We start from the raw sequence: 19,128 nt of genomic DNA, 5'->3' as shown, positions 1-19,128 counted from the left end.
GATTGAGGGGCTGGGGTTGGGTTTCGGGGTTGGGGTTGTGGATGCAGTCGTGTCGGGGGCGTGGTGTGGTCGGTGTTTTCGGCGTCAATGCGCGGGGTTGTGGTGGTCGTGTCCGGCTTGTTCCGTGGACGGGGCGGGTCCTGTCGGTGCAGGATTCGATGCCATCCACTTCCAACGCCCGTCCGGCGGGCAAGTCCCTCGGCCCGTTCGCGGGCCTGGCGGCCCTCGGGCGTCGGTTTTGGTTGGTAAACAACGAGGCGACTGCGTTTTACCAGACGCTGGGCGATTCCCGGTGTCGGTTCGGTAGCACAGGTGCCACTGCGAGTGCTACCGAACCGACACCGGAACAGAAGATGACCGCGCGGCACACACAACACGCGCGCATAAGACCCACTTTTCTTTACTTAACCCCACAATCTGGCCTATAACCCGTCTTCCCGGGAGCGGGCAACGAAAAAGGCTTCCGGGAACCACCCCGGAAGCCTGATGGCGGAGGATACGAGATTCGAACTCGTGAGGCTGTTACACCAACACGCTTTCCAAGCGTGCGCCATAGACCACTAGGCGAATCCTCCATTGCTGCAAGCGGCACATCACTGCACCCCAAGCACGAAATAAAAAGATAACACATTGGCCGGACACGTGGCAACTCCACGTCGGTTCGGCGCGTCCAGGGCGGCAACGCACACCTTGGATGCGCCGAACCGACACAGGTGACCATGCAAACGCACTACATGACCGAGCCATTCCATATCCCGCAACGTAGCCATGTCGCGTCGACGTTGCGCGGTGTCCGCCTTGCCAACCATGCCGGTGCGGCCACATCGGCGCCGCAGGTATGCCCGTCGTGCCGTTCGCATGCCAATCCCGGGCGCCTGTCGTCTTCTGGCATGGTGGGCCTCCTTGTCCCCGGTGCCTTCGGCGTATGCCGGCCGGCGGCCCCGTGCCGTGGAACGCGCAGGTGCGTTGGGCCGTGAGCCTCCGGGGGAGGGCGGGGCGATGCGTGCGTTGCGCCGAAGGTCCGGATGCCGCGGCGCAGGATTCGACCGAGGTGGCTTGGGCCGATTGTGGGCCGATGATGATGGGTAACTGCATTAGGTGTGGCAGATTCGGGGCACTGCAGACATCCAACTGGCTTACGTGAGGCGCTCGGGCGCGGGTATGCGGAGTACGACCGGCGCTATGGCGCGCCTGCTACTCCGGGTATGGCGCCCAAGGCGCCTCACGTAAGCCAGTTGGATGTATGCAGGTCCCCGAATCTACCGCACTTAGCCCAGATAGCCCGTGGCCGCGCGACAGCGGGAAGCCATCGGAGCGTCCCGGGTGGCGTTGGGCGGCATTGAACTCCTTGAGCGGCGGCGAACGACGGTAGACGGCATCAAACGCCCCTGGCGGCGGCGAACGACATTAAGCGGCATCGAACCCACCCGAACGCCCTGGCGGCGGAGCGACGACCGCAAGCACATTCAGCCCCGTCCAACCCCTCGCAATATAAAGTCCCGCCGCCGTCCCGCGCCCGCCGACAAGCCCCGACCTGCCGGCATCACGGGGGATTCGCCGCCGACTCCCGCACCCGAGGGCGATATCGCCGGCCTCCCGCCCGCCGACGCCCGCTGCCGCGTCCCGTCGCCGATGCCGGCCGGCACCCTGGCCGAAAAACGTCGCCGTACCTACGGAAACGACCCTGCCGGGCGACCGAAAGCCGCATCGGCCATGCCCCCGTCGGTTTACCGCCGCTCGGGCGACATCATTTACCGTGTATCGGGAGACACTCGTTCGAAGGGAGTCCCCATGGAAAGAAGGACATTGAAGGGTCTGCTCGCCGGCGCCGTTGCCGCGGGCATGATGGCCACCGTCGCGCCGGCCGCGCTGGCCGACGAGACGATCGACGACACCGCGACCCAGCCGCAGCCTCCGGCCGTGGACGCCCAGCCTTCATCGGCGACGACGGTCCAGGACGCGCAGGCCGCATACGACCAGGCCGCCGCGGACCGGCAGGCGGCGGCCGACCAGGCGACGCAGGCCGGGAAGGACCTCGCACAGGCCGATCAGGAGGTCGACCAGGCCTCCCGGCAGGTCGATGAGGCGATCGCCGCGGATCCGGGCATTCAGGCCCCCCAGGCCGAGGCGGACCGCACCCGGTCCGGTCTCGACCACGCCACGCAGGATCTGCAGGACGCGCAGCAGGAGCAGGCCGCCGCCCAGACGCAAGCGACCCAAGCCGCCGAACAGGCGCAGCAGGCGGATGCGGCGGCCGACGAGGCCGACAAAGCCGCGCAGGCCGCCGAACAGGCGGTCCGCGACACGCAGCCGGCGGCGGAGGCGCACGACATGGGCGCGCTGGAGCAGGCGGCCGAACAGGCCGGCACGGCGATGGACTCGACCCTGACGGACAAGACCGCGGCCGACCAGGCGGCCGAGCGGGCGCAGCAGGCGGCGCAGGATGCGCAGGCGCATCTGGACCGCGCCGCCGAACTGGCGGGCGACGCCGCCGACCCGGAGAAGGTGCGGCAGGCGGCCGAGGCGGCCCAGGCCGCCGATCAGGCGGTCCAGGACGCACGGCAGGCCGCCGACGACGCCGAGTCCGAGGCGGAGCAGGCGCAGCAGGCCGCCGAAAAGGCGCAACAGGCCAAGACGACCGCCGACCAGGCGTACGAGCAGGCGAAGTCCGAATACGACAAGGCGGCCGCGGCGAAGGCCTCGGCCGACCAGGCGTACGATCTGCTGGCCGCCGCCGACACCGCCGCGCAGGGCGAGCTCAAGGCCGCCGAGACCGCGAAGCAGGATGCGGACGCGGAGGTCGGGCGGGCCGCGACCGCGCTGCAGGAGGCGCAGGCGGAGCGCACGGCCGCCGAACAGGCCAAGACCCAGGCCGACGCGGAGCTCGCCGCGGCGGAGGAGGCGGCGCGCGAGGCGCGTGGATCGGCGGACCAGGCCGCGCAGGCGCGTGCGCAGGGCGCCGCCGGATTCTTCAAGTCGCGCGACGCCAAGGCCGCGTATGCAATCCTGACGGAGGAGAGCGCCAACCAGCATCTGGCGTGGACGAACCTGGGCGCCGACGGGGACGCGACGAGCCTGGACAACTTCGTCAAGGCCCTGGATCTGATCGCGCGGTGCAACGAGCTGCGCGCCACGGAGGGGCTGCCGCCCCTGAAGGCCTCGGACACGGCCATGGCGATGGCCATGGCGCAGGCGAACTGGGCGACCGGCACGGACAACAAGTACCACAACGGGCAGTATGGGAACCGCGCGAGCGAGAACCTCGCGTGGGGCGACATGGAGCACGGCTACGACCCGTTCTCGGGCTGGTGGACCAAGGAGAAGGCCGTGTGGGAGCAGGCCCTCGCGTCGGACGAGTACCCGGGCCTGGCGGGCATGACCGCGTACGAGATCTACACGACGTATCCCGACCTGTACAAGAAGGTCGGCCACTACCTGAACCTGAGGAGCACGACGGCCTCGGCCACGGGTCTGGGCGTGAACTACCACGACGGCCAGTACGGCTCGGCCGCCGCGCAGGAGTTCCTGGCCAAGGCCGGCCCCGACGACCCGGTGTACGACCTTGCGGACTACCGTGACGCGCTCGACGCGTACATCGCCTCGCTCGACGCGTCGGCGGCCTCCTCGGACAAGGACGCCGCCGCGCTGGAGGCGGCGCGCGCGAAGGCGCAGGAGGCCGCCGACCGTCTCGCCGCCGCCGACCAGGCGGTCCAGGACGCGCAGGACCGCTCGGATACGGCGGTCGTGGAGCGCGACAAGGCGGACGCCGCGCTGCTGTCCGCCCAGGCGAAGGCGCGGGAGACGACGACGCTGCTCGGCCAGGCCGGCGACGCGCGCGACAAGGCCGCCGTCGAACTTGGCCGGGTGACCGGTCCGTACGAGCAGGCGCTCTCGGACAAGACCGCGGCCGACCAGGCCAAGGAACAGGCCGACCAGCGTCTGGACGCCGCGCAGACCGCGCTGGACGACGCGGACGCCGCGCTGGAGGCGGCGCAGGCCGGCAAGACCGTGGCCGACCAGCGGGTCGCCGACCTCGCCGACGCGCAGCAGAACCTGACCCAGGCCCGGACGGCATTCGAGCAGGCCCGGACCGCGGCCGACCAGGCGGCTACGACGGCCGCGGAGAAGAACGCTGCGTACGAGCAGGCGAAGACCGCATACGAGCAGGCGAAGACGGCGTACGACCAGGCCCAGGCCGACGTCAAGGCCTTCGAGCTGGCCCAGGCCGACCTGACGCAGGCCGTGGAGCGCCTGACCCAGGCGCAGGCGAACCGCCGGGCCGCGCAGACCGCGCTGGACGACGCCAACGCCGCGCTGGAGGCGGCGAACCAGCGCGTCGCGGACGCCCGTACCGCGCTGGAACAGGCCGAACGGGAGGCCGCCGACGCGCAGACGGCGCTCGACCAGGCGCGCGAGCAGGCGCTGGGCAGCGAGGCCGTGCAGGCGGCCCAGGCCAGGCTCGACCAGGCCCTGGCCAATCGTGAGGCCGCGCAGCTTGCGCTGGATGACGCGGACGCCGCGCTGGAGGCGGCGACCCTGCGGCTGTCCGACGCGCAGATCGCGCTGGAGGCCGCGCGGGCCGCGGCGGACAAGCAGGCGGATTCGACCGTTCCGGGCGCCGGGCTGAACGGCGAGGACGGCGCGGGTGCGGGTGATGCGGGTGAAGCTGGTGAACCGGGTAGTGCCGCGGGTGGCGATGGCGGTGCTGCGGGTGATGCCGCCGCGACCGCCGCGGATCTGGCCGCCGCCAAGGCGAACCGTGCGCTGGGCGTCACCGGCTCGGACGCGACCGCGATGATCGTGCTTGCGGGGGCGTTGACCATGACCGGCGCCGGCGTGACGCTGGTTCGCCGGCGTATGCGCGGCTGACGTCGGGCGTTGCGTTTCCGGGAGCCGTCCGGCATGTGGCCGGGCGGCTCTTTCGTATGGTGCGGGGCTGGGCGGTCGGCGGCGCTGTCGCCGTTGCGCGGCATCGCGGCGAGCTTGCGGGCTTTATCGGCGTTCGTGGCCATTCCGACGTAGGTCATGCCGCCAAGCGCCGCATACCGTTTGATGGTGTAATCGACCGCATCGGCCATCCACGGTTCTGGTCCCTCTCCCCGGAACGCGAAGGCCGGCTTCTTGCCTGCAATGGGCTCGGGGCTCACCGCCCGGTGGCGGCGGTCGAGGAAGCAGCGTAGTAGGCCGCTCATGTTGTGCCAGTAGCATGGTGACCCCATGACGATGGTGCCGGCCGCGCGCATGCGATCGATGGCCTGGTCGAACTGGTCGTCGTCGAACCGCTGGTCGTATTCGTAGATTTTGTAGTCCGCGAGGTGAAGCGTGTCGTACTCGCGGCCGTGCAGCAGCGTGGCCGCCAGCTGGGCGGTGCGTCCGTTCTTGTGCGGGCTGCCGTTGATGAAGGGAATGCTCATCATGCTCCTTGGTGGTTCGGTTGTGCGTGCCGCGCGCATGCGTCCCGTCTTTGAGGTCGGCGCGGCATGGGGCCTGTGCGATGGACACTCTATCTACCGGTAGCGGCTCCCGGTCAAAAGGGACGGCGTGGGGCGCCGGATTGTGCGGGGATCCCGTCCGTTTCCGTGGAGGGGGAGCAGTTGGTGCCGGTTCCGGCGGCATGCGGGGTGGTTTGCCGATGCCGGGGTGGTGAATTCTGATGCGTCCGCATGGTGTGGATTCGTGGACGGCCGAGGCTGGCGAGACCTGGGCGGGACGAACGGGTTCCGGCGCGCCTGACATGGCGTGGGATTGGGATGCGATGCCTGCTGCGTCGAGTGTGAGCGCAGTGGAACCGGTTCGATGTCTTATTCGTCGCCAGGGTGCCGGCGTATCTGCACTAGCTGTAGCGGATCGGGTGCCTTGCAGACATCTATATGGCTTATGTGAGGCGCCTTGGCGCGGATACCCGGGGTATGAATGGCGGTATGACGCCCTTGCTATTTCGGGTTCGGCAGCCGGGCTGCCGCACGTAACGCAGTTGGGTGTCTGCAGGCTCCGCAATCTACTGCAGGTAGGCAAGAATGCCGGGTGCGGGGCGGAACGTGGTTTATAGGAACTGAGCGTGGTGTTTATAATCCGGTGTTTGGGGTTGTGGTTGCAGGCGTATCGGGTGGAACGCGGTTGGCGTTCCTGATGTTCACGCGTGGGGTTCCTGATGGCTGTGCCCGGCTTGTTCGGTGGCGGGGCGGGGTTCGTGGCCTGGCCGCGGGTCCGGTGGTCGTCGCCAGTGTCGGTTTTGGTTGATAAACAACGGTGCGACTGCGTTTTACCTGACGCTGGGCGATTCCCGGTGTCGGTTCGTTAGCACAGGTGCCGCCGCAAGTGCTACCGAACCGACGCCCGGACGGACGGCGGCTAGGGCGCGCACGACACACCTGACATGCCTGGATAAGACCCACATTCTGTCACTTAACCCACATTTAGTTCCTATAGGCCCGTTTCGGCGGAACGGCACCATTGCGCCGATTCGGCAAAAGAAAAACCCTCCGGGGTGGAATCCGGAGGGTTCTTCGTGGAGCTGATGGTAATCGAAACCACGACCTCTTCGATGCGAACGAAGCGCTCTACCAACTGAGCTACAGCCCCGTGGATGTTGTCTTGCTCCGCAGGACAACGTTCGTTACTATAGTGCGACCCCTGCCCAAATGCAAATCAGGGTGTCATGTTCCTCGCAGAATCTTTACCGGCGCTCGGCGGGGAATGATATGCGGCGATATTGCATATTGCACATTGTGCCGCGTGGGTACTGCGGACGTGGGCGGCGCCAAGCGGCACAAGCGGCCCGAGCGCCACGCGACCCAAGCGGCACAATGTGTGCTTGGCGTTATTTCGTGGCGCTGTCGGCGTCGCCGCTGTCACCGCCGTCGCCGCCGGCCGCGCCCTTCTTCCTGCCACCGAACTTGGCCTTCAGCAGCCCGACGATCGTCGGGATCAGCGAGATCACCAGGATCGCGACGATGACCAGCTCGAAGTTCTCCTGCACCACCGGGATGCCGCCGAAGAAGTAGCCGAGCAGCGTGAACAGCGTCGACCAGCACAGGCCGCCGAGCACCGAGAACGGCGTGAACCGCGCCCATCGCATGCCGGAGATGCCCGAGATGAACGGCATGAACGTGCGGATGAACGGGAAGAACCGGCCGAGGAACACGGCGAGCGGCCCCCACTTCTCGATCATCGCCTCGGTTTTGGCCAGGCGCTCCGGCGTCAGCGCCTTGACCTTGCCGGACTCGATGATGCGGCGGCCGAAGAAGTGGCCGATGAAGTAGTTGCACTGGTCGCCGATGATCGGCGCGCACCAGACCACCGGCAGCAGGAACATCAGCGGCAGCGCCGCCTCACCGGTCGTCGCGTCGGGGGCGGCGAAGAAGCCGGCCGCGAACAGCAGCGAGTCGCCCGGCAGGAACGGGAAGAACACCACGCCGGTTTCGATGAAGACGATCAGGAAGATGAAGCCGAGCGTCGGCGCGACGCCCATCGCGATCCACCCGGCGATCGCCGCGCGCGGGTCCTTCAACAGCTCGACGATGAAATTCACAAACCCCATGCGATGCCCTTTCGCCCTTCTGTTTGTCTGCCTGTCTGCTATGCCTGTCTGTGTGGCCGCGTCCGTGGCCCTGTCCGCGATCGCGACCGCGGACGTCCGGCGGCTCGCCGCCGCGATGCCGCCGCGGATTCCGCGCGGTCGCCGCCGCATTCGGCCGGGCCGCGGCGCCTCGCCGGACCCTACCACACGATAGTGCCTCGCGTGAACAAGCGGGCCGCCGCGGCATCGGCCGCCGGGCGTAGGCTGCCCGAAGGGGTTGCGGGGCGGGTCCCGGTCGTCCCCGCGGAGCCCGCCTGCCGCTACGATGGAATGGGCAAGCCGCAGCCTCGTGCATGCGGGAGTGTGCGGACATGGGAGTACGTGTGGCCGGTATCAAGGATGTCGCGGAGCGCGCCGGGGTCGCCATCAGCACGGTGTCGTACGTGATGAGCGGCAAGCGGTCGGTGAGGCCGGAGACCAAGCTCAGGGTGCTGCGGGCCGCCCGCGAGCTCGGGTATTTCCCCAACGCGGGGGCGCGCATGCTGCGCGGAGAGCGGACCAACATCGTGGCGCTGAGCTCGCCGATGCACGAGTACACGGACTACACGAACTATTCGGCGTTCTTCTTCGCCGTGGCGCAGCGGGCCCGCCGCTACGGCTACGACGTGCTGCTGCTGATGGGGGAGGACGAGACCGAGGACCTGATGCGCATGGCCGACAGCGGCCTGGTCGACGGCGTGCTGCTGCTGGACGTCACGCTCGACGACCCGCGCGTGGCGTGCGCCCGGCTGTGCCGGGTTCCCGTCGTGTCGATCGGCATCCCGCGCGAGACGGACGGCGTGCTGTGCGTCGACCTGGACTTCGAGCTGATGGGCCGGTGGGCGGTCGACCGCGCGGTCCGGCTGGGGCATCGCCGCGCGCTGCTGGTGGGCGACCAGGGCGACGCCTACGACAACGGGTCGAACTATCTGATCAGGACGCGCGACTCGGTGTTCGCGCGTGCGGCCGAGTGCGGGATGGCGGTGGAGTTCATCCCCTCGGTCGGGCGGACCATGGACGCCGTGTCGGCGTCGATGGAGCGCGCCTTCGCGCTCGACCCGGCGCCGACCGTCATCTTCGGGCAGTGCAGCCTGGGTCAGCTGAACAACATCGTCGGCTACTGCTATTCGCGGGGGATGGGCGTGCCGGAGGACGTCTCGATCCTGGCGCTGGGCACGTTCGGCAACGCGGCCACGATGGTGCGCCCGCTGGACGAGATCCCGATGCTGCCGTTCTCGTCGTGCGGCCGCGCCGTCGACCTGCTCGTCGAGGCCATCGAGGGGCGACGCGGCGACGAGGGCGTCGTCGAGCTGATTCCCTCGAAGTACCTGCGACGGGGGTCGATGGGGGCGGCGCCTTCGGCCTAGCCGGCGGCCTGGCCCGGTATTCTGCCCCCATGGCGGTTGGCGGAACGTCTGGTTCGGGGTAACGTCGAAAAACGTCGAAACGATTCGACAAGAGCAAAGTTTGTTCAATAGACTAATTAACAGATGTCGTCGAAACGATTCGAAACAATGCGAACCGCAGGATGCGGCCGCCGGCGCGCAGTGGCGCTTCGCGGGCGGTCCGACGACGTCGCACAAGCAATGAAGCTCGGAAAGGGTAACGAATGAACGGTATGCGCAGGGTCTTCGCCGCCGGCCTCGTGGCGGCGCTCGGCCTGACGGGGCTGTCCGCCTGCGGCGGGGAGACCGCCCAGGAGGAGAACCCGACATCGATCACCATCTGGCACTACGAGGAGGACAACGGCGCCCAGGGCCAGGCGTGGGCGCGCGCCATGGAGATCTTCGAGGAGCAGACCGGCGTGAAGGTCAACTTCGAGAAGCGCTCCTTCGAGCAGATCCGGCAGAACGCCTCGCAGATCCTCAACTCCGACGAGGCGCCGGACGTGATGGAATACAACAAGGGCAACGCCACCGCCGGCCTGCTCGCCAGCCAGGGCCTGCTGTCCAACCTCAACGACTACGTCGACGAGTACGGCTGGGACCAGAAGATCACCGGCTCGCTCGCCGCGACCGGCCGGTACGACGAGCTCGGCGTCATGGGCTCCGGCGACTGGTACGGCATCACGAACTACGGCGAGGACGTGATGATGTACTACAACGAGGACATGTTCCGCGAGTACGGCATAGCGATCCCGACCACGTTCGACGAGCTGGAGGGCGCGATGCAGCAGTTCGTCGACGCCGGCGTGACCCCGCTGTCGGAGGGCGTCGCCGAGTACCCGCTGCAGCACCTGTGGTGGCAGCTCGCGCTGATGAAGGGCGACGACGACTTCCTGAACGCCTACGAGATGTACGACGGCGACGTCGACTGGCAGGGCGAGGCGGCGACGTTCGCGACCCAGACCATCAAGGACTGGGTGGACAAGGGCTATATCTCGCGGAACTCCACCGGACTCAAGGCCGAGGACTGCGGCCAGAACTTCATGAACGGCACCTACCCGATGTTCTTCTCCGGCACGTGGTGGTTCGGCCGCTTCCAGAGCGACATCGCCGACATGGCCTGGAGCGCCGCGGTCTTCCCCGGCGCCGAGGAGACGCGCGTGCCCGGCTCGTCCGGCAACATCTGGGTCATTCCGGAGAACTCCACCAAGAAGGACCTCGCCGCGCAGTTCATCGACATCACGCTGAGCGAGGAGGTCCAGGACCTCATGGGCAACGCCGGCGGCCTGCCGATCGCCGCCGATCCCGACCGGATCACCGACGAGAAGACCAAGGCGCTCATCACCTCGTTCAACGGCGTCGTCGAGCGCGACGGCCTCGGCTTCTATCCGGACTGGCCGACCTCCACGTTCTACGACGAGCTCAACTCCTCGCTGCAGGAGCTGGTGAACGGCACCACCGACGTCGACGGCTGCCTGCGGATGCTGGAGGAGTACTACACCACCGGCGTCGAGACCTCCGGCTACCGGCAGTGACGACGGGGCGCCGCGGCCGGCGGCGTGCGTCGCCGGCCGCCCCCCCGCGGGGTCCGCTGCGCAGGCCCCGCCCACAGGGCCGCGATGGCGCGCCCGGATATCGATTGCATCCTATGAAAGCGATTCCCATGAAAAAGAACAAGAGGGCCGCGGCGCGTGACGCGGCCGAGGCCCGGGAGCGCGGGATGTCCCGCATCCCGGGCAACCCGTCCGGCCGCTTCTGGCTGTACCTGGTGCCCGGCCTGCTGATGCTGCTGTGGATCATCGTGATCCCGGCCGTATGGAACATCTACCTCAGCTTCACGAACTACCGCGGCGTCAAACCTCCGGTCTGGGCCGGCCTGAGCAACTGGGCCCGGCTGTTCCGCGACGCCACGTTCTGGACGTCGTTCGGCAACTCGATCTGGATGATCGTCGCGATGGTGGTCATCCCGATCCTGGTCGGCCTGGTGCTCTCGTCGCTGATCTTCGACGTCGTGCAGAAGAAGTTCGGCGCCAAGGCCGCATCCACGATGCGCGCCGTGTACTACTTCCCGCAGCTGCTGCCGATCGCGGTCGCCTCGCTGGTCATGGGCTGGATCTTCCGCCCCGAGAACGGCGCGCTGAACGCGCTGCTGGAGGCCGTCGGCCTGGGCGGGCTGCAGCACAACTGGCTCGGCTCCCCGGACACCGCGCTGATCTTCCTGATGCTCATCATGATCTGGATCCAGGTGGGCTACCCGCTGGTCATCTTCATGTCCGGCCTGCAGCGCGTGGACCCGGAGCTGTACGAGGCCGCGAGCCTGGACGGCGCGAACTGGTGGCAGCGCTTCCTGGCGATCACGCTGCCCTCCATCAAGCCGGAGATCTTCGTGGTGGCGCTGACCTGCACCATCGCCGCGCTGAAGGTGTTCGGCCCGGTGTACATGCTGACGAGGGGCGGCCCCGGCACCAGCACCATCGTGCCGTCGTACTACTCGTACCAGCAGTTCTTCCAGTCGCAGCAGGTCGGTTACGGCGCGGCCATCGCCACCGCGCTGACCGTGGTCATCGTCGTGGTGGCCGTCGTGTTCACGAACCTTCAGCAGAAGGTCGAAGCAGAGGACGGGGAGTGATCGATATGGCAAGCGCAACCGTGCAACTGGCGACCCGTGCGCCGAAGGCCCGCATCCCGAAGGCCCGCAGGAACCGCTCCGCGGGCGACTGGGTGATCCTCGCCCTGCTGATCGCCGGCGGGCTGGTCATGCTGTTCCCGCTGATCGTGCTGCTGCTGAACGCGTTCAAGACGACCGCCGACTACAACGCGTCCGGCCCGCTGTCGCTGCCGGGCGAGTTCAGCGCCGACGGCCTGATGGCGTTCTGGAACCGCGTCAACTTCCCGGAGAAGGTGTGGAACAGCATCTGGACCTCCGGCCTGGTGGCCGTGTTCGCCGTGGTGCTCTCGATGTTCAACGCGTTCGCGCTCGGCATCGGCCGGGTCAGGGGGCGCCGCTGGATCATCCTGCTCATCATGCTCGCCAACATGCTGCCGCAGGAGGCCCTGCTCTACCCGCTGTACATCATGTTCCGCGAGATCGGCCTGTACAACAACCCGTGGTCGATCGTGATCATCTTCACCGTCATCCAGAGCGCGTTCGGCACCTACCTGCTGTCCTCGGTGTACGGCACGTTCCCCAAGGCCATCCTCGAGGCGGCGACCATCGACGGCGCCAGCCGGTGGCGGATCTTCCGGGACATCGTCTTCCCGATCTCCCGGCCGACGCTGAGCGTGATGCTCGTCTTCTTCTTCATCTGGACGTGGAACGAGTACATGATCCCGATGGCGTTCCTGATCGACAACTCGACCCAGACCGTGCCGATCGCGGTCAGCTCGCTGACCGGCGACCGCCTGATGGACGTGACGACCACCGCCGCGGCCTCGCTGATCAGCATCGTGCCGACGCTGGTCTTCTACCTGATCTTCCAGCGCACGCTGTCCCGCGGCATCACCACGGGCGCGGTCAAGTAGACGCGGGGCAGCGCGGCCCCGCACCCGGTCCGTGGGACGGACCATATAATCATCACAACCGAACCGGCCCCGGCGCCATCGGCCGGGGCCCACCTCCGCTACCGAGGAGCACCACCATGAAGTTCACCAACGGGTACTGGCTGATCCGCGACGGCGTCGACGCGCTGTACGCCCGCGAGGCGTACGAGATCGGCGTCGACGAACGCACCGAAAGCCTGGACGTCCTTGCGACCACCGGCGTCGTGCGCGGCAGGTACGACACGCTGAACCTGCCGACCTTCACGATCCGGGTCACCACGCCGGCCGAGGGCGTGATCCGCGTGCGAGCCGAGCACTGGCAGGGGGCCACCGAACACCCCGGATTCCCGCTCAACGAGGACGAGCCCGGCGGACGCGGCTACGTCGCGCTGCGCGCCGACGGCAACGGCGACGGCGAGGTCGGCGAGGACGGCGCGTCGGTCGAGCTCACCAGCGGCGGGCTGACGGCCCGGGTCGTCAAGGGCGCGCCGTGGAACCTGTCGTTCCTGGCCGACGGCCGGGTGCTGACCGAGTCGCGCGGCAAGTCGCTGGCGCGGTTCAGGCTCGACGAGCGCTCCGCCGTCACCGCGCAGCCCGTCGGCGAGTTCGGCGTCAGCCGCGACGGCAGCGCGTTCGACGAGTCCGACGTGTTCACCGCCATCCAGCTCGGCCTCGGCGTGGGCGAGCAGGTGTTCGGCTTCGGCGAGCGCTTCGGCGCCTACGTGAAGAACGGGCAGAGCATCGACGTGTGGAACGAGGACGGCGGCACCGCCAGCGAGCAGGGGTACAAGGACATCCCCTTCTACATGACGTCGAACGGCTACGGCGTGCTGGTCAACAACCGCGGCCACGTGTCGTTCGAGGTCGGCAGCGAGAACACCGAGACCGTCCAGTTCTCGGTGCCGGGCGAGGCCATCGATTTCTGCGTCATCTACGGGCCGACCCCCAAGCAGATCCTGAGCCGGTACACGGCGCTGGTCGGCCGCCCCGCCGATGTGCCGGCATGGTCGTACGGCCTGTGGCTGACCACGTCGTTCACCACCAAGTACGACGAGGCGACAATCAACTCGTTCGTCGACGGCATGGCCGAGCGGGACATCCCGCTGAGCGTGTTCCACTACGACTGCTACTGGATGCGCGAGTTCCACTGGACCGATTTCGAGTGGGACAAGCGCTTCTTCGGCGACATCGAAGCCACGCTGGAGCGGCTGCACCGCGACAAGGGGCTGCGCACCTGCGCGTGGATCAACCCCTACATCGGCCAGCGCGGCTCGATGTTCGCGGAGGGGAAGGCGAAGGGCTATCTGGTCCGCAAGCCGAACGGCGAGGTCTGGCAGACCGATTTCTGGCAGGCCGGCATGGGGCTGGTGGACTTCACGAACCCCGCGGCCCGCGAGTGGTTCAAGACCAGGGTCAAGGCGCTGCTCGCCCAGGGCATCGACGCGATCAAGACCGACTTCGGCGAGCGCATCCCCCGCGACGTCGTGTGGTACGACGACTCGCCCGCGCTGTCGATGCACAACTGGTACACGCAGCTGTACAACCGCACCGTGTTCGAGGCGGTCGAGGAGACCTACGGCAAGGGGCGCGCGTGCCTGTTCGCCCGGTCGGCGACGGTCGGCGGGCAGACGCAGCCGGTGCACTGGGGCGGCGACTGCGAGTCGACGTTCAACGGGATGGCGCAGACGCTGCGCGCCGGGCTGTCGCTGGTGAGCTCCGGGTTCGGCTTCTGGAGCCACGACATCGGCGGGTTCGAGGGCGCCTTTCCCGATCCGGCGGTGTACAAGCGCTGGCTGGCGTTCGGTATGCTCGGCTCGCACTCCCGGCTGCACGGCTCCACCGTGTACCGCGTGCCGTGGCTGTTCGACGAGGAGGACGAGCGCAACGGCGTGGTCAACGCGCCCGGGCAGAGCGCCGTGGAGGTGGCCCGGTCGTTCACGCGGCTCAAGCTGTCGCTGATGCCGTACCTGTACGAGGTCGGCCTGCATCCGCACCGCGACGGCGTCCCGGTCATGCGCTCGATGTTCATGGAGTTCCCCGACGACCCGTCGGCCCGGCCGCTCGACCGCCAGTACATGCTCGGCCCCTCGCTGCTGGTGGCCCCGGTGTTCTCGTGCTCCGGCGAGGTGACGTACTACCTGCCCGCCGGCACGTGGACCAACTGGTTCACCGGCGAGCGCGTCCGCGTGGACGACGGCCGGTGGCGCACCGAGACCCACGGCTACGACACCGTCCCGCTGTGGGTGCGCGACGGCAGCGTCATCGTCACGCATCCGGGCGCGACGGCCCCGGAGTACGAGTACGGGCGCGACGCGCTGGTCTCGGTGTTCCTGGACCGCGGCGAGGCGGCGCGCGCCGTCGTCGTCGAGGAGGACGGTTCGTCGGTGACGTTCGAGGCGCGCCGCGTCGGCGACGATATCGAGGTCGTCAGCTCCGACGGGCGGCCGTTCCGCGCGCGGCTCGGCTTCGGCGCCGAGGTCGCGTCGTCGGGCGGCGTGGCGAGGCTGCGGTAGGCGGGATCGGAGGAGGACATGGCCCACACGTTCCCGCAGGGATTCATCTGGGGCGTCGCCACCGCGGCCTATCAGGTCGAGGGCGCGGCCGACGAGGACGGGCGCTGCCCGTCGATCTGGGACACGTACTGCGCGACGCCCGGCAACGTGCTCGACGGCTCGTCCGGCGCGGTCGCCTGCGACCAGTACCACCGGTACGCGCAGGACGTCGCGCTGATGCGCGAGCTCGGCGTCGGCGCGTACCGCTTCTCGGTCGCCTGGCCGCGCATCGTCCCGCGGCCCGGCGGCCCGGCGAACGCCGCCGGCCTGGACTACTACGACCGCCTGGTCGACGCGCTGGCGGAGGCGGGCATCCGGGCCATGCCGACGCTGTACCACTGGGATCTGCCGCAGTATTTGCAGGATGAGGGCGGCTGGGCCAACCGCGACACGGCCTACCGGTTCGCCGACTACGCGGCGACGGTGGCGGAGGCGCTCGGCGACCGCGTGGATACGTGGATCACGCTGAACGAACCGTGGTGCAGCGCGTACCTGGGGTACGGCTGCGGCAACCATGCGCCCGGCATCCGCGACCACGCGCAGTCCCTGGCCGCCGTGCACCACCTCAACCTGGCGCACGGCCTGGGCGTGCAGGCGGTCCGCGCGGCGGCCGGCGAGGCCGCGCGCTGCTCGGTCGCGCTGAACCTGCAGGTCAACCGCGCCGCGACCGGATCGGACGCGGACGCCTGGGCCAAGGAGCGCGCCGACCTGATCGCCAACGAGGTGTTCCTCGGTCCGATGCTGGAGGGTCGCTACGACGCGCGCATCATCGAGGCGACCCGCGGCGTGGCCGACTGGTCGTTCGTGCGCGACGGCGACCTGGCGGCCATCCGCCAGCCGCTCGACGCGCTGGGCGTGAACTACTACTCGTCCAACACGGTCCGGCGCGCCGGGACGGGCGAGCCGGCGGCCGCCGTCGACCTGCCCGACCGGCATGACGGCGCGATGCCCGCCCAGCAGGGCGTGGAGGTGCTGCCGCCGTCCGGCGAGTTGACCGCGATGGGCTGGAACCAGGACCCGCAGGGCCTGACCGACCTGCTGACCGCGCTGTCGCAACGCTTCCCCGGGCTGGAGCTGATGGTGACCGAGAACGGCTCGGCGTGGGACGGCGACACGGTCGTCCCGGACGATGCCGTCGCGCCGGTCGCCGGGCCCGTCGCGGCCGACGGCTCGCCCACCGTCGCCGTCGTCGGCGGGCGGATCGTCCACGATCCCAGGCGCGTGGCCTACCTCGACGCCCATGTCCGGGCGCTGGCCGCGGCGATGGGCCGGGGCGCCAACGTGGGCGCGTACTTCGCGTGGTCGCTGTTGGACAACTTCGAGTGGGCGCTCGGCTACACCGAACGCTTCGGCATCATCCGGGTCGACTACGGCACGCAGGAGCGCATCTGGAAGGATTCGGCGCGGTACTACCGCCGGCTGGCCCGGACCAACGCGATTCCCGGGTAGGCGCGCGGCCTTCTCGCGGCGTCCGCCCCGCCTCCGCGGCGGCGGGCGCCGCGAAGGGTGCCGTCGCCCGCGGTCCGGATACGCCGCCCGGCCGCCCCCGCCTCAGCGGCCGAGCGCCCGCCCCATCCAGTCGCGGAACAGTGCGGGCCACTGCCATACGCCGGGCTCGACGCCGCTGCCGTCCACGCGGCGCGTCTCCTCGCTGGCGAGCGACAGTCCGTGCGGGCCGGTCGGGAACAGGTGGGCCTCGACGGGCACGTGGTGCGCGTGGAGCGCCCGGATGAGCAGCAGCGAGTTCTCCACGGGCACGCAGTCGTCGTCCATCGTGTGCCAGATGAAGGTCGGCGGGGTGTCGTCGGCGACCTGTCGCTCCAGCGAGACCTTCTCCAGCATCGCCGGGTCGTCGGCGCGCTCGCCGAGCAGCGCCGCGAAGCTGCCGCGGTGCGCGTGCTCGCCGGAGGTGACGACCGGATAGCACAGCGCCATGCCGTCGGGCCGCACCTCGGCCGGGTCGTACCCGTGCGCGCGCAGCGTGTCGTCGCTGCCGGCCGTGCCGATGCTCGCCGCCAGGTGTCCGCCGGCCGAGAAGCCGATGACCACGATCCGGTCCGGATCCACATGCCAGTCCGCCGCGTGCGCGCGGATCCGGCGCATCGCCTCCGCCTCCTCGAGCAGCGCGACCGGATAGCGCGACGGCGCGACCGAATAGCGCAGCACGAACGCCTGGTAGCCGTAGCCGACCATCGTCAGGGCGATCGGCTCGGCCTCGCGGTCGGCGGTCATCTCGTAGCCGCCGCCGGGCAGCACCAGGACGGCCGGCCGGCGCCGGTCCTCGCCGGTCTCGGGGTAGTTGTCGATGACGTAGCAGTGCAGCGCGGCCTCGGTGCCGTCGATGCCCGTCAGTGTGCGGGTGAAGGTCTGCATGGGTGGTCCTTTCGCGTGGTGTCGCCCTTCCTTACAGGATAAGCCGCACGGTCGGCGCCGGCCTAGGGCGTGCGGGCGGATGGGCGGCCGGCGTCGGCGCGCGTGATACACTGAAATTGCCTTGAATGCATACCTTCGATGAAAGAAATACGTTCCAGGCATAATTTGAGCGGATGGCCATGCCGTCTCGGCATACGCGGCGGCGGGCGGCCGTCCATGGTGATCGCCGGCGCGGCGGAAGCGCTCGCGACGAGCGTCGCGGCCCCGCGGCCGGCTGAAAGGCGGGCGGATCATGAAGTACACGACATTGGGCGACAGCGGCATCACGGTGTCCCGCATCTGCATGGGATGCATGGGATTCGGCGAGGCCGCGGCCGGCTCGCACCACTGGACCCTCGACGAGGAGTCCTCGCGCGAGATCATCAAATACGGCCTGGATCGGGGCATCACGTTCTACGACACGGCCATCGTCTACCAGGGCGGCACCAGCGAGCGGTTCGTCGGCCGCGCGCTGCGCGACTTCGCCAAGCGCGACGAGGTCGTCGTCGCCACCAAGTTCCCGACGCGCACCCAGCAGGAGATCGACGAGGGCGTCGACGGCCGGCGGCACGTGGCGAACATGCTCGACGCCAGCCTGAAGAACCTCGGCATGGACTACGTCGACCTGTACATCTGCCATATGTGGGACTACCGCACCCCGATCGAGGAGATCATGGCGGGGCTGAACGACGCGGTCACGGCCGGCAAGGTGCGCGCCATCGGCATCTCCAACTGCTTCGCCTGGCAGCTCGCCAAGGCGAACGCGATCGCCGAGCGCGAGGGGTGGGCGAAGTTCGTCTCCGTGCAGGGCCACTACAACCTCATCTTCCGCGAGGAGGAGCGCGAGATGGCGCCGTACTGCCGCGAGGAGCACATCGCGATGACCCCGTACAGCGCGCTCGCCGCCGGGCGGCTGTCCAAGCGTCCGGGCGAGACCTCGAAGCGGCTCGAGGAGGACGCCTACGCCAAGTTCAAGTACGACGCGACCGCCGAGCAGGACGGCGTCATCATCGATCGCGTCGCCGAGATCGCGGACCGCAGGGGCGTGACGATGACCGAGGTCTCGCTGGCCTGGCTGCTGACCAAGGTCACGGCGCCGGTGGTCGGCGCGACCAAGCCGCATCACGTGGACGGCGCCGTCGCGGCGACCGAGCTCGAGCTGACCGACGAGGAGATCGCCTACCTCGAGGAGCCGTATGTGCCGCATCGCCTCGAAGGCGTGATGGCCACCAACCACTGATCGGGCGGGCGGCCGGCCGCAGCCCTGGCCGTGGCGCCGGACTGCTGGGCCGGAGCGGGCCATGCGTCCGGTTCGGTTGGGAATCGTCGGCGAATCGTCGGCGAATCGTCGGGCGGTCGGTGGGGCGCCAACGGTGCCGTCCGGGCGCTGGCGAGGTCCGGTGGGGCCCGTTGCCGGCCATATTGACGTCCATCGACGGTCCGAGGGGCGTATCTCGATTAGGTGTGGCGGATTTGCGAGTATGCAGACATCCATCTGCGTTAGCTGAGGCACTTAATCCGGCGCACCTCAAGTATCGATGGCAGAATACCGGCATCGATACTTGAGGTGCCCGCGCCAGGCTGCCTCACCTAATGCAGGTGGATGTCTGCAAGGCGCCGAATCCACTACACCTAATGCATGTATGCCGGTAATGATGCCGGTGCCGGCGGGTTTGCGGCC

Annotated in this window: 10 protein-coding genes, 2 tRNA genes and 1 pseudogene; 8 read left to right on the top strand and 5 right to left on the bottom strand. The window is 68.8% G+C overall.

Annotated elements, in window-relative coordinates:
• Positions 1-487: 487 nt before the first annotated feature.
• A tRNA-Ser gene (locus KIH73_RS01915) sits at positions 488-575 on the bottom strand.
• Between the two features lie 1,216 nt (positions 576-1,791).
• On the opposite strand from KIH73_RS01915, the gene KIH73_RS10825 reads away from it, so the two are divergent.
• Complete coding sequence (locus tag KIH73_RS10825; RefSeq protein ID WP_236022512.1) at positions 1,792-4,869, top strand: CAP domain-containing protein; 3,078 nt, start codon at positions 1,792-1,794, stop codon at positions 4,867-4,869.
• A 230-nt stretch (positions 4,870-5,099) separates the two neighbouring features.
• On the opposite strand, the pseudogene KIH73_RS10820 reads toward KIH73_RS10825, so the two are convergent.
• The 3 genes and pseudogenes from KIH73_RS10820 to KIH73_RS01900 all read right to left on the bottom strand — a co-directional run.
• Positions 5,100-5,414: pseudogene (locus KIH73_RS10820) on the bottom strand (flavodoxin family protein); the annotation flags it as partial.
• A gap of 1,095 nt (positions 5,415-6,509) precedes the next feature.
• A tRNA-Ala gene (locus tag KIH73_RS01905) sits at positions 6,510-6,582 on the bottom strand.
• 238 nt (positions 6,583-6,820) lie between these two features.
• On the bottom strand, positions 6,821-7,540 hold the full coding sequence (locus KIH73_RS01900; RefSeq protein ID WP_219079967.1) for a VTT domain-containing protein: 720 nt from the start codon (positions 7,538-7,540) through the stop codon (positions 6,821-6,823).
• Positions 7,541-7,902: 362 nt separating this feature from the next.
• Between KIH73_RS01900 and KIH73_RS01895 the strand changes: the two genes are divergently transcribed.
• The 6 genes from KIH73_RS01895 to KIH73_RS01870 all read left to right on the top strand — a co-directional run bounded on the left by KIH73_RS01895 (position 7,903) and on the right by KIH73_RS01870 (position 16,484).
• Positions 7,903-8,925 (top strand): LacI family DNA-binding transcriptional regulator, encoded by a 1,023-nt coding sequence (locus KIH73_RS01895; protein WP_219079965.1) that lies wholly within the window; start codon positions 7,903-7,905, stop codon positions 8,923-8,925.
• Positions 8,926-9,167: 242 nt separating this feature from the next.
• Positions 9,168-10,478: an ABC transporter substrate-binding protein gene (locus KIH73_RS01890; protein WP_219079963.1), complete on the top strand. Its 1,311-nt coding sequence runs from the start codon at positions 9,168-9,170 to the stop codon at positions 10,476-10,478.
• A 128-nt stretch (positions 10,479-10,606) separates the two neighbouring features.
• Positions 10,607-11,572: a carbohydrate ABC transporter permease gene (locus tag KIH73_RS01885; RefSeq protein ID WP_236022509.1), complete on the top strand. Its 966-nt coding sequence runs from the start codon at positions 10,607-10,609 to the stop codon at positions 11,570-11,572.
• A 5-nt stretch (positions 11,573-11,577) separates the two neighbouring features.
• Positions 11,578-12,465 carry a carbohydrate ABC transporter permease gene (locus KIH73_RS01880; RefSeq protein WP_219079961.1) on the top strand — a complete coding sequence of 296 codons (888 nt, stop codon included), beginning with the start codon at positions 11,578-11,580 and terminating at the stop codon, positions 12,463-12,465.
• Between the two features lie 116 nt (positions 12,466-12,581).
• Positions 12,582-14,996, top strand: coding sequence for an alpha-xylosidase (gene yicI, locus KIH73_RS01875; protein WP_219079958.1), 2,415 nt, complete (start codon positions 12,582-12,584; stop codon positions 14,994-14,996).
• 18 nt (positions 14,997-15,014) lie between these two features.
• On the top strand, positions 15,015-16,484 hold the full coding sequence (locus tag KIH73_RS01870) for a glycoside hydrolase family 1 protein (RefSeq protein WP_219079956.1): 1,470 nt from the start codon (positions 15,015-15,017) through the stop codon (positions 16,482-16,484).
• A 102-nt stretch (positions 16,485-16,586) separates the two neighbouring features.
• Here KIH73_RS01870 and KIH73_RS01865 read toward each other — a convergent pair whose 3' ends face one another.
• Positions 16,587-17,408 carry an alpha/beta hydrolase gene (locus tag KIH73_RS01865; protein ID WP_219079955.1) on the bottom strand — a complete coding sequence of 274 codons (822 nt, stop codon included), beginning with the start codon at positions 17,406-17,408 and terminating at the stop codon, positions 16,587-16,589.
• A gap of 292 nt (positions 17,409-17,700) precedes the next feature.
• Between KIH73_RS01865 and KIH73_RS01860 the strand changes: the two genes are divergently transcribed.
• Complete coding sequence (locus KIH73_RS01860) at positions 17,701-18,687, top strand: aldo/keto reductase (RefSeq protein ID WP_219079952.1); 987 nt, start codon at positions 17,701-17,703, stop codon at positions 18,685-18,687.
• Positions 18,688-19,128: the final 441 nt, after the last annotated feature.

Origin of the sequence: Bifidobacterium phasiani (genome assembly GCF_019331775.1) — a bacterium.
Classification (GTDB): Bacteria; Actinomycetota; Actinomycetes; order Actinomycetales; family Bifidobacteriaceae; genus Bifidobacterium; species Bifidobacterium phasiani.
Note: the sequence above shows the minus strand (reverse complement) of the source record. Positions and strands in the feature narration are given on the sequence as shown.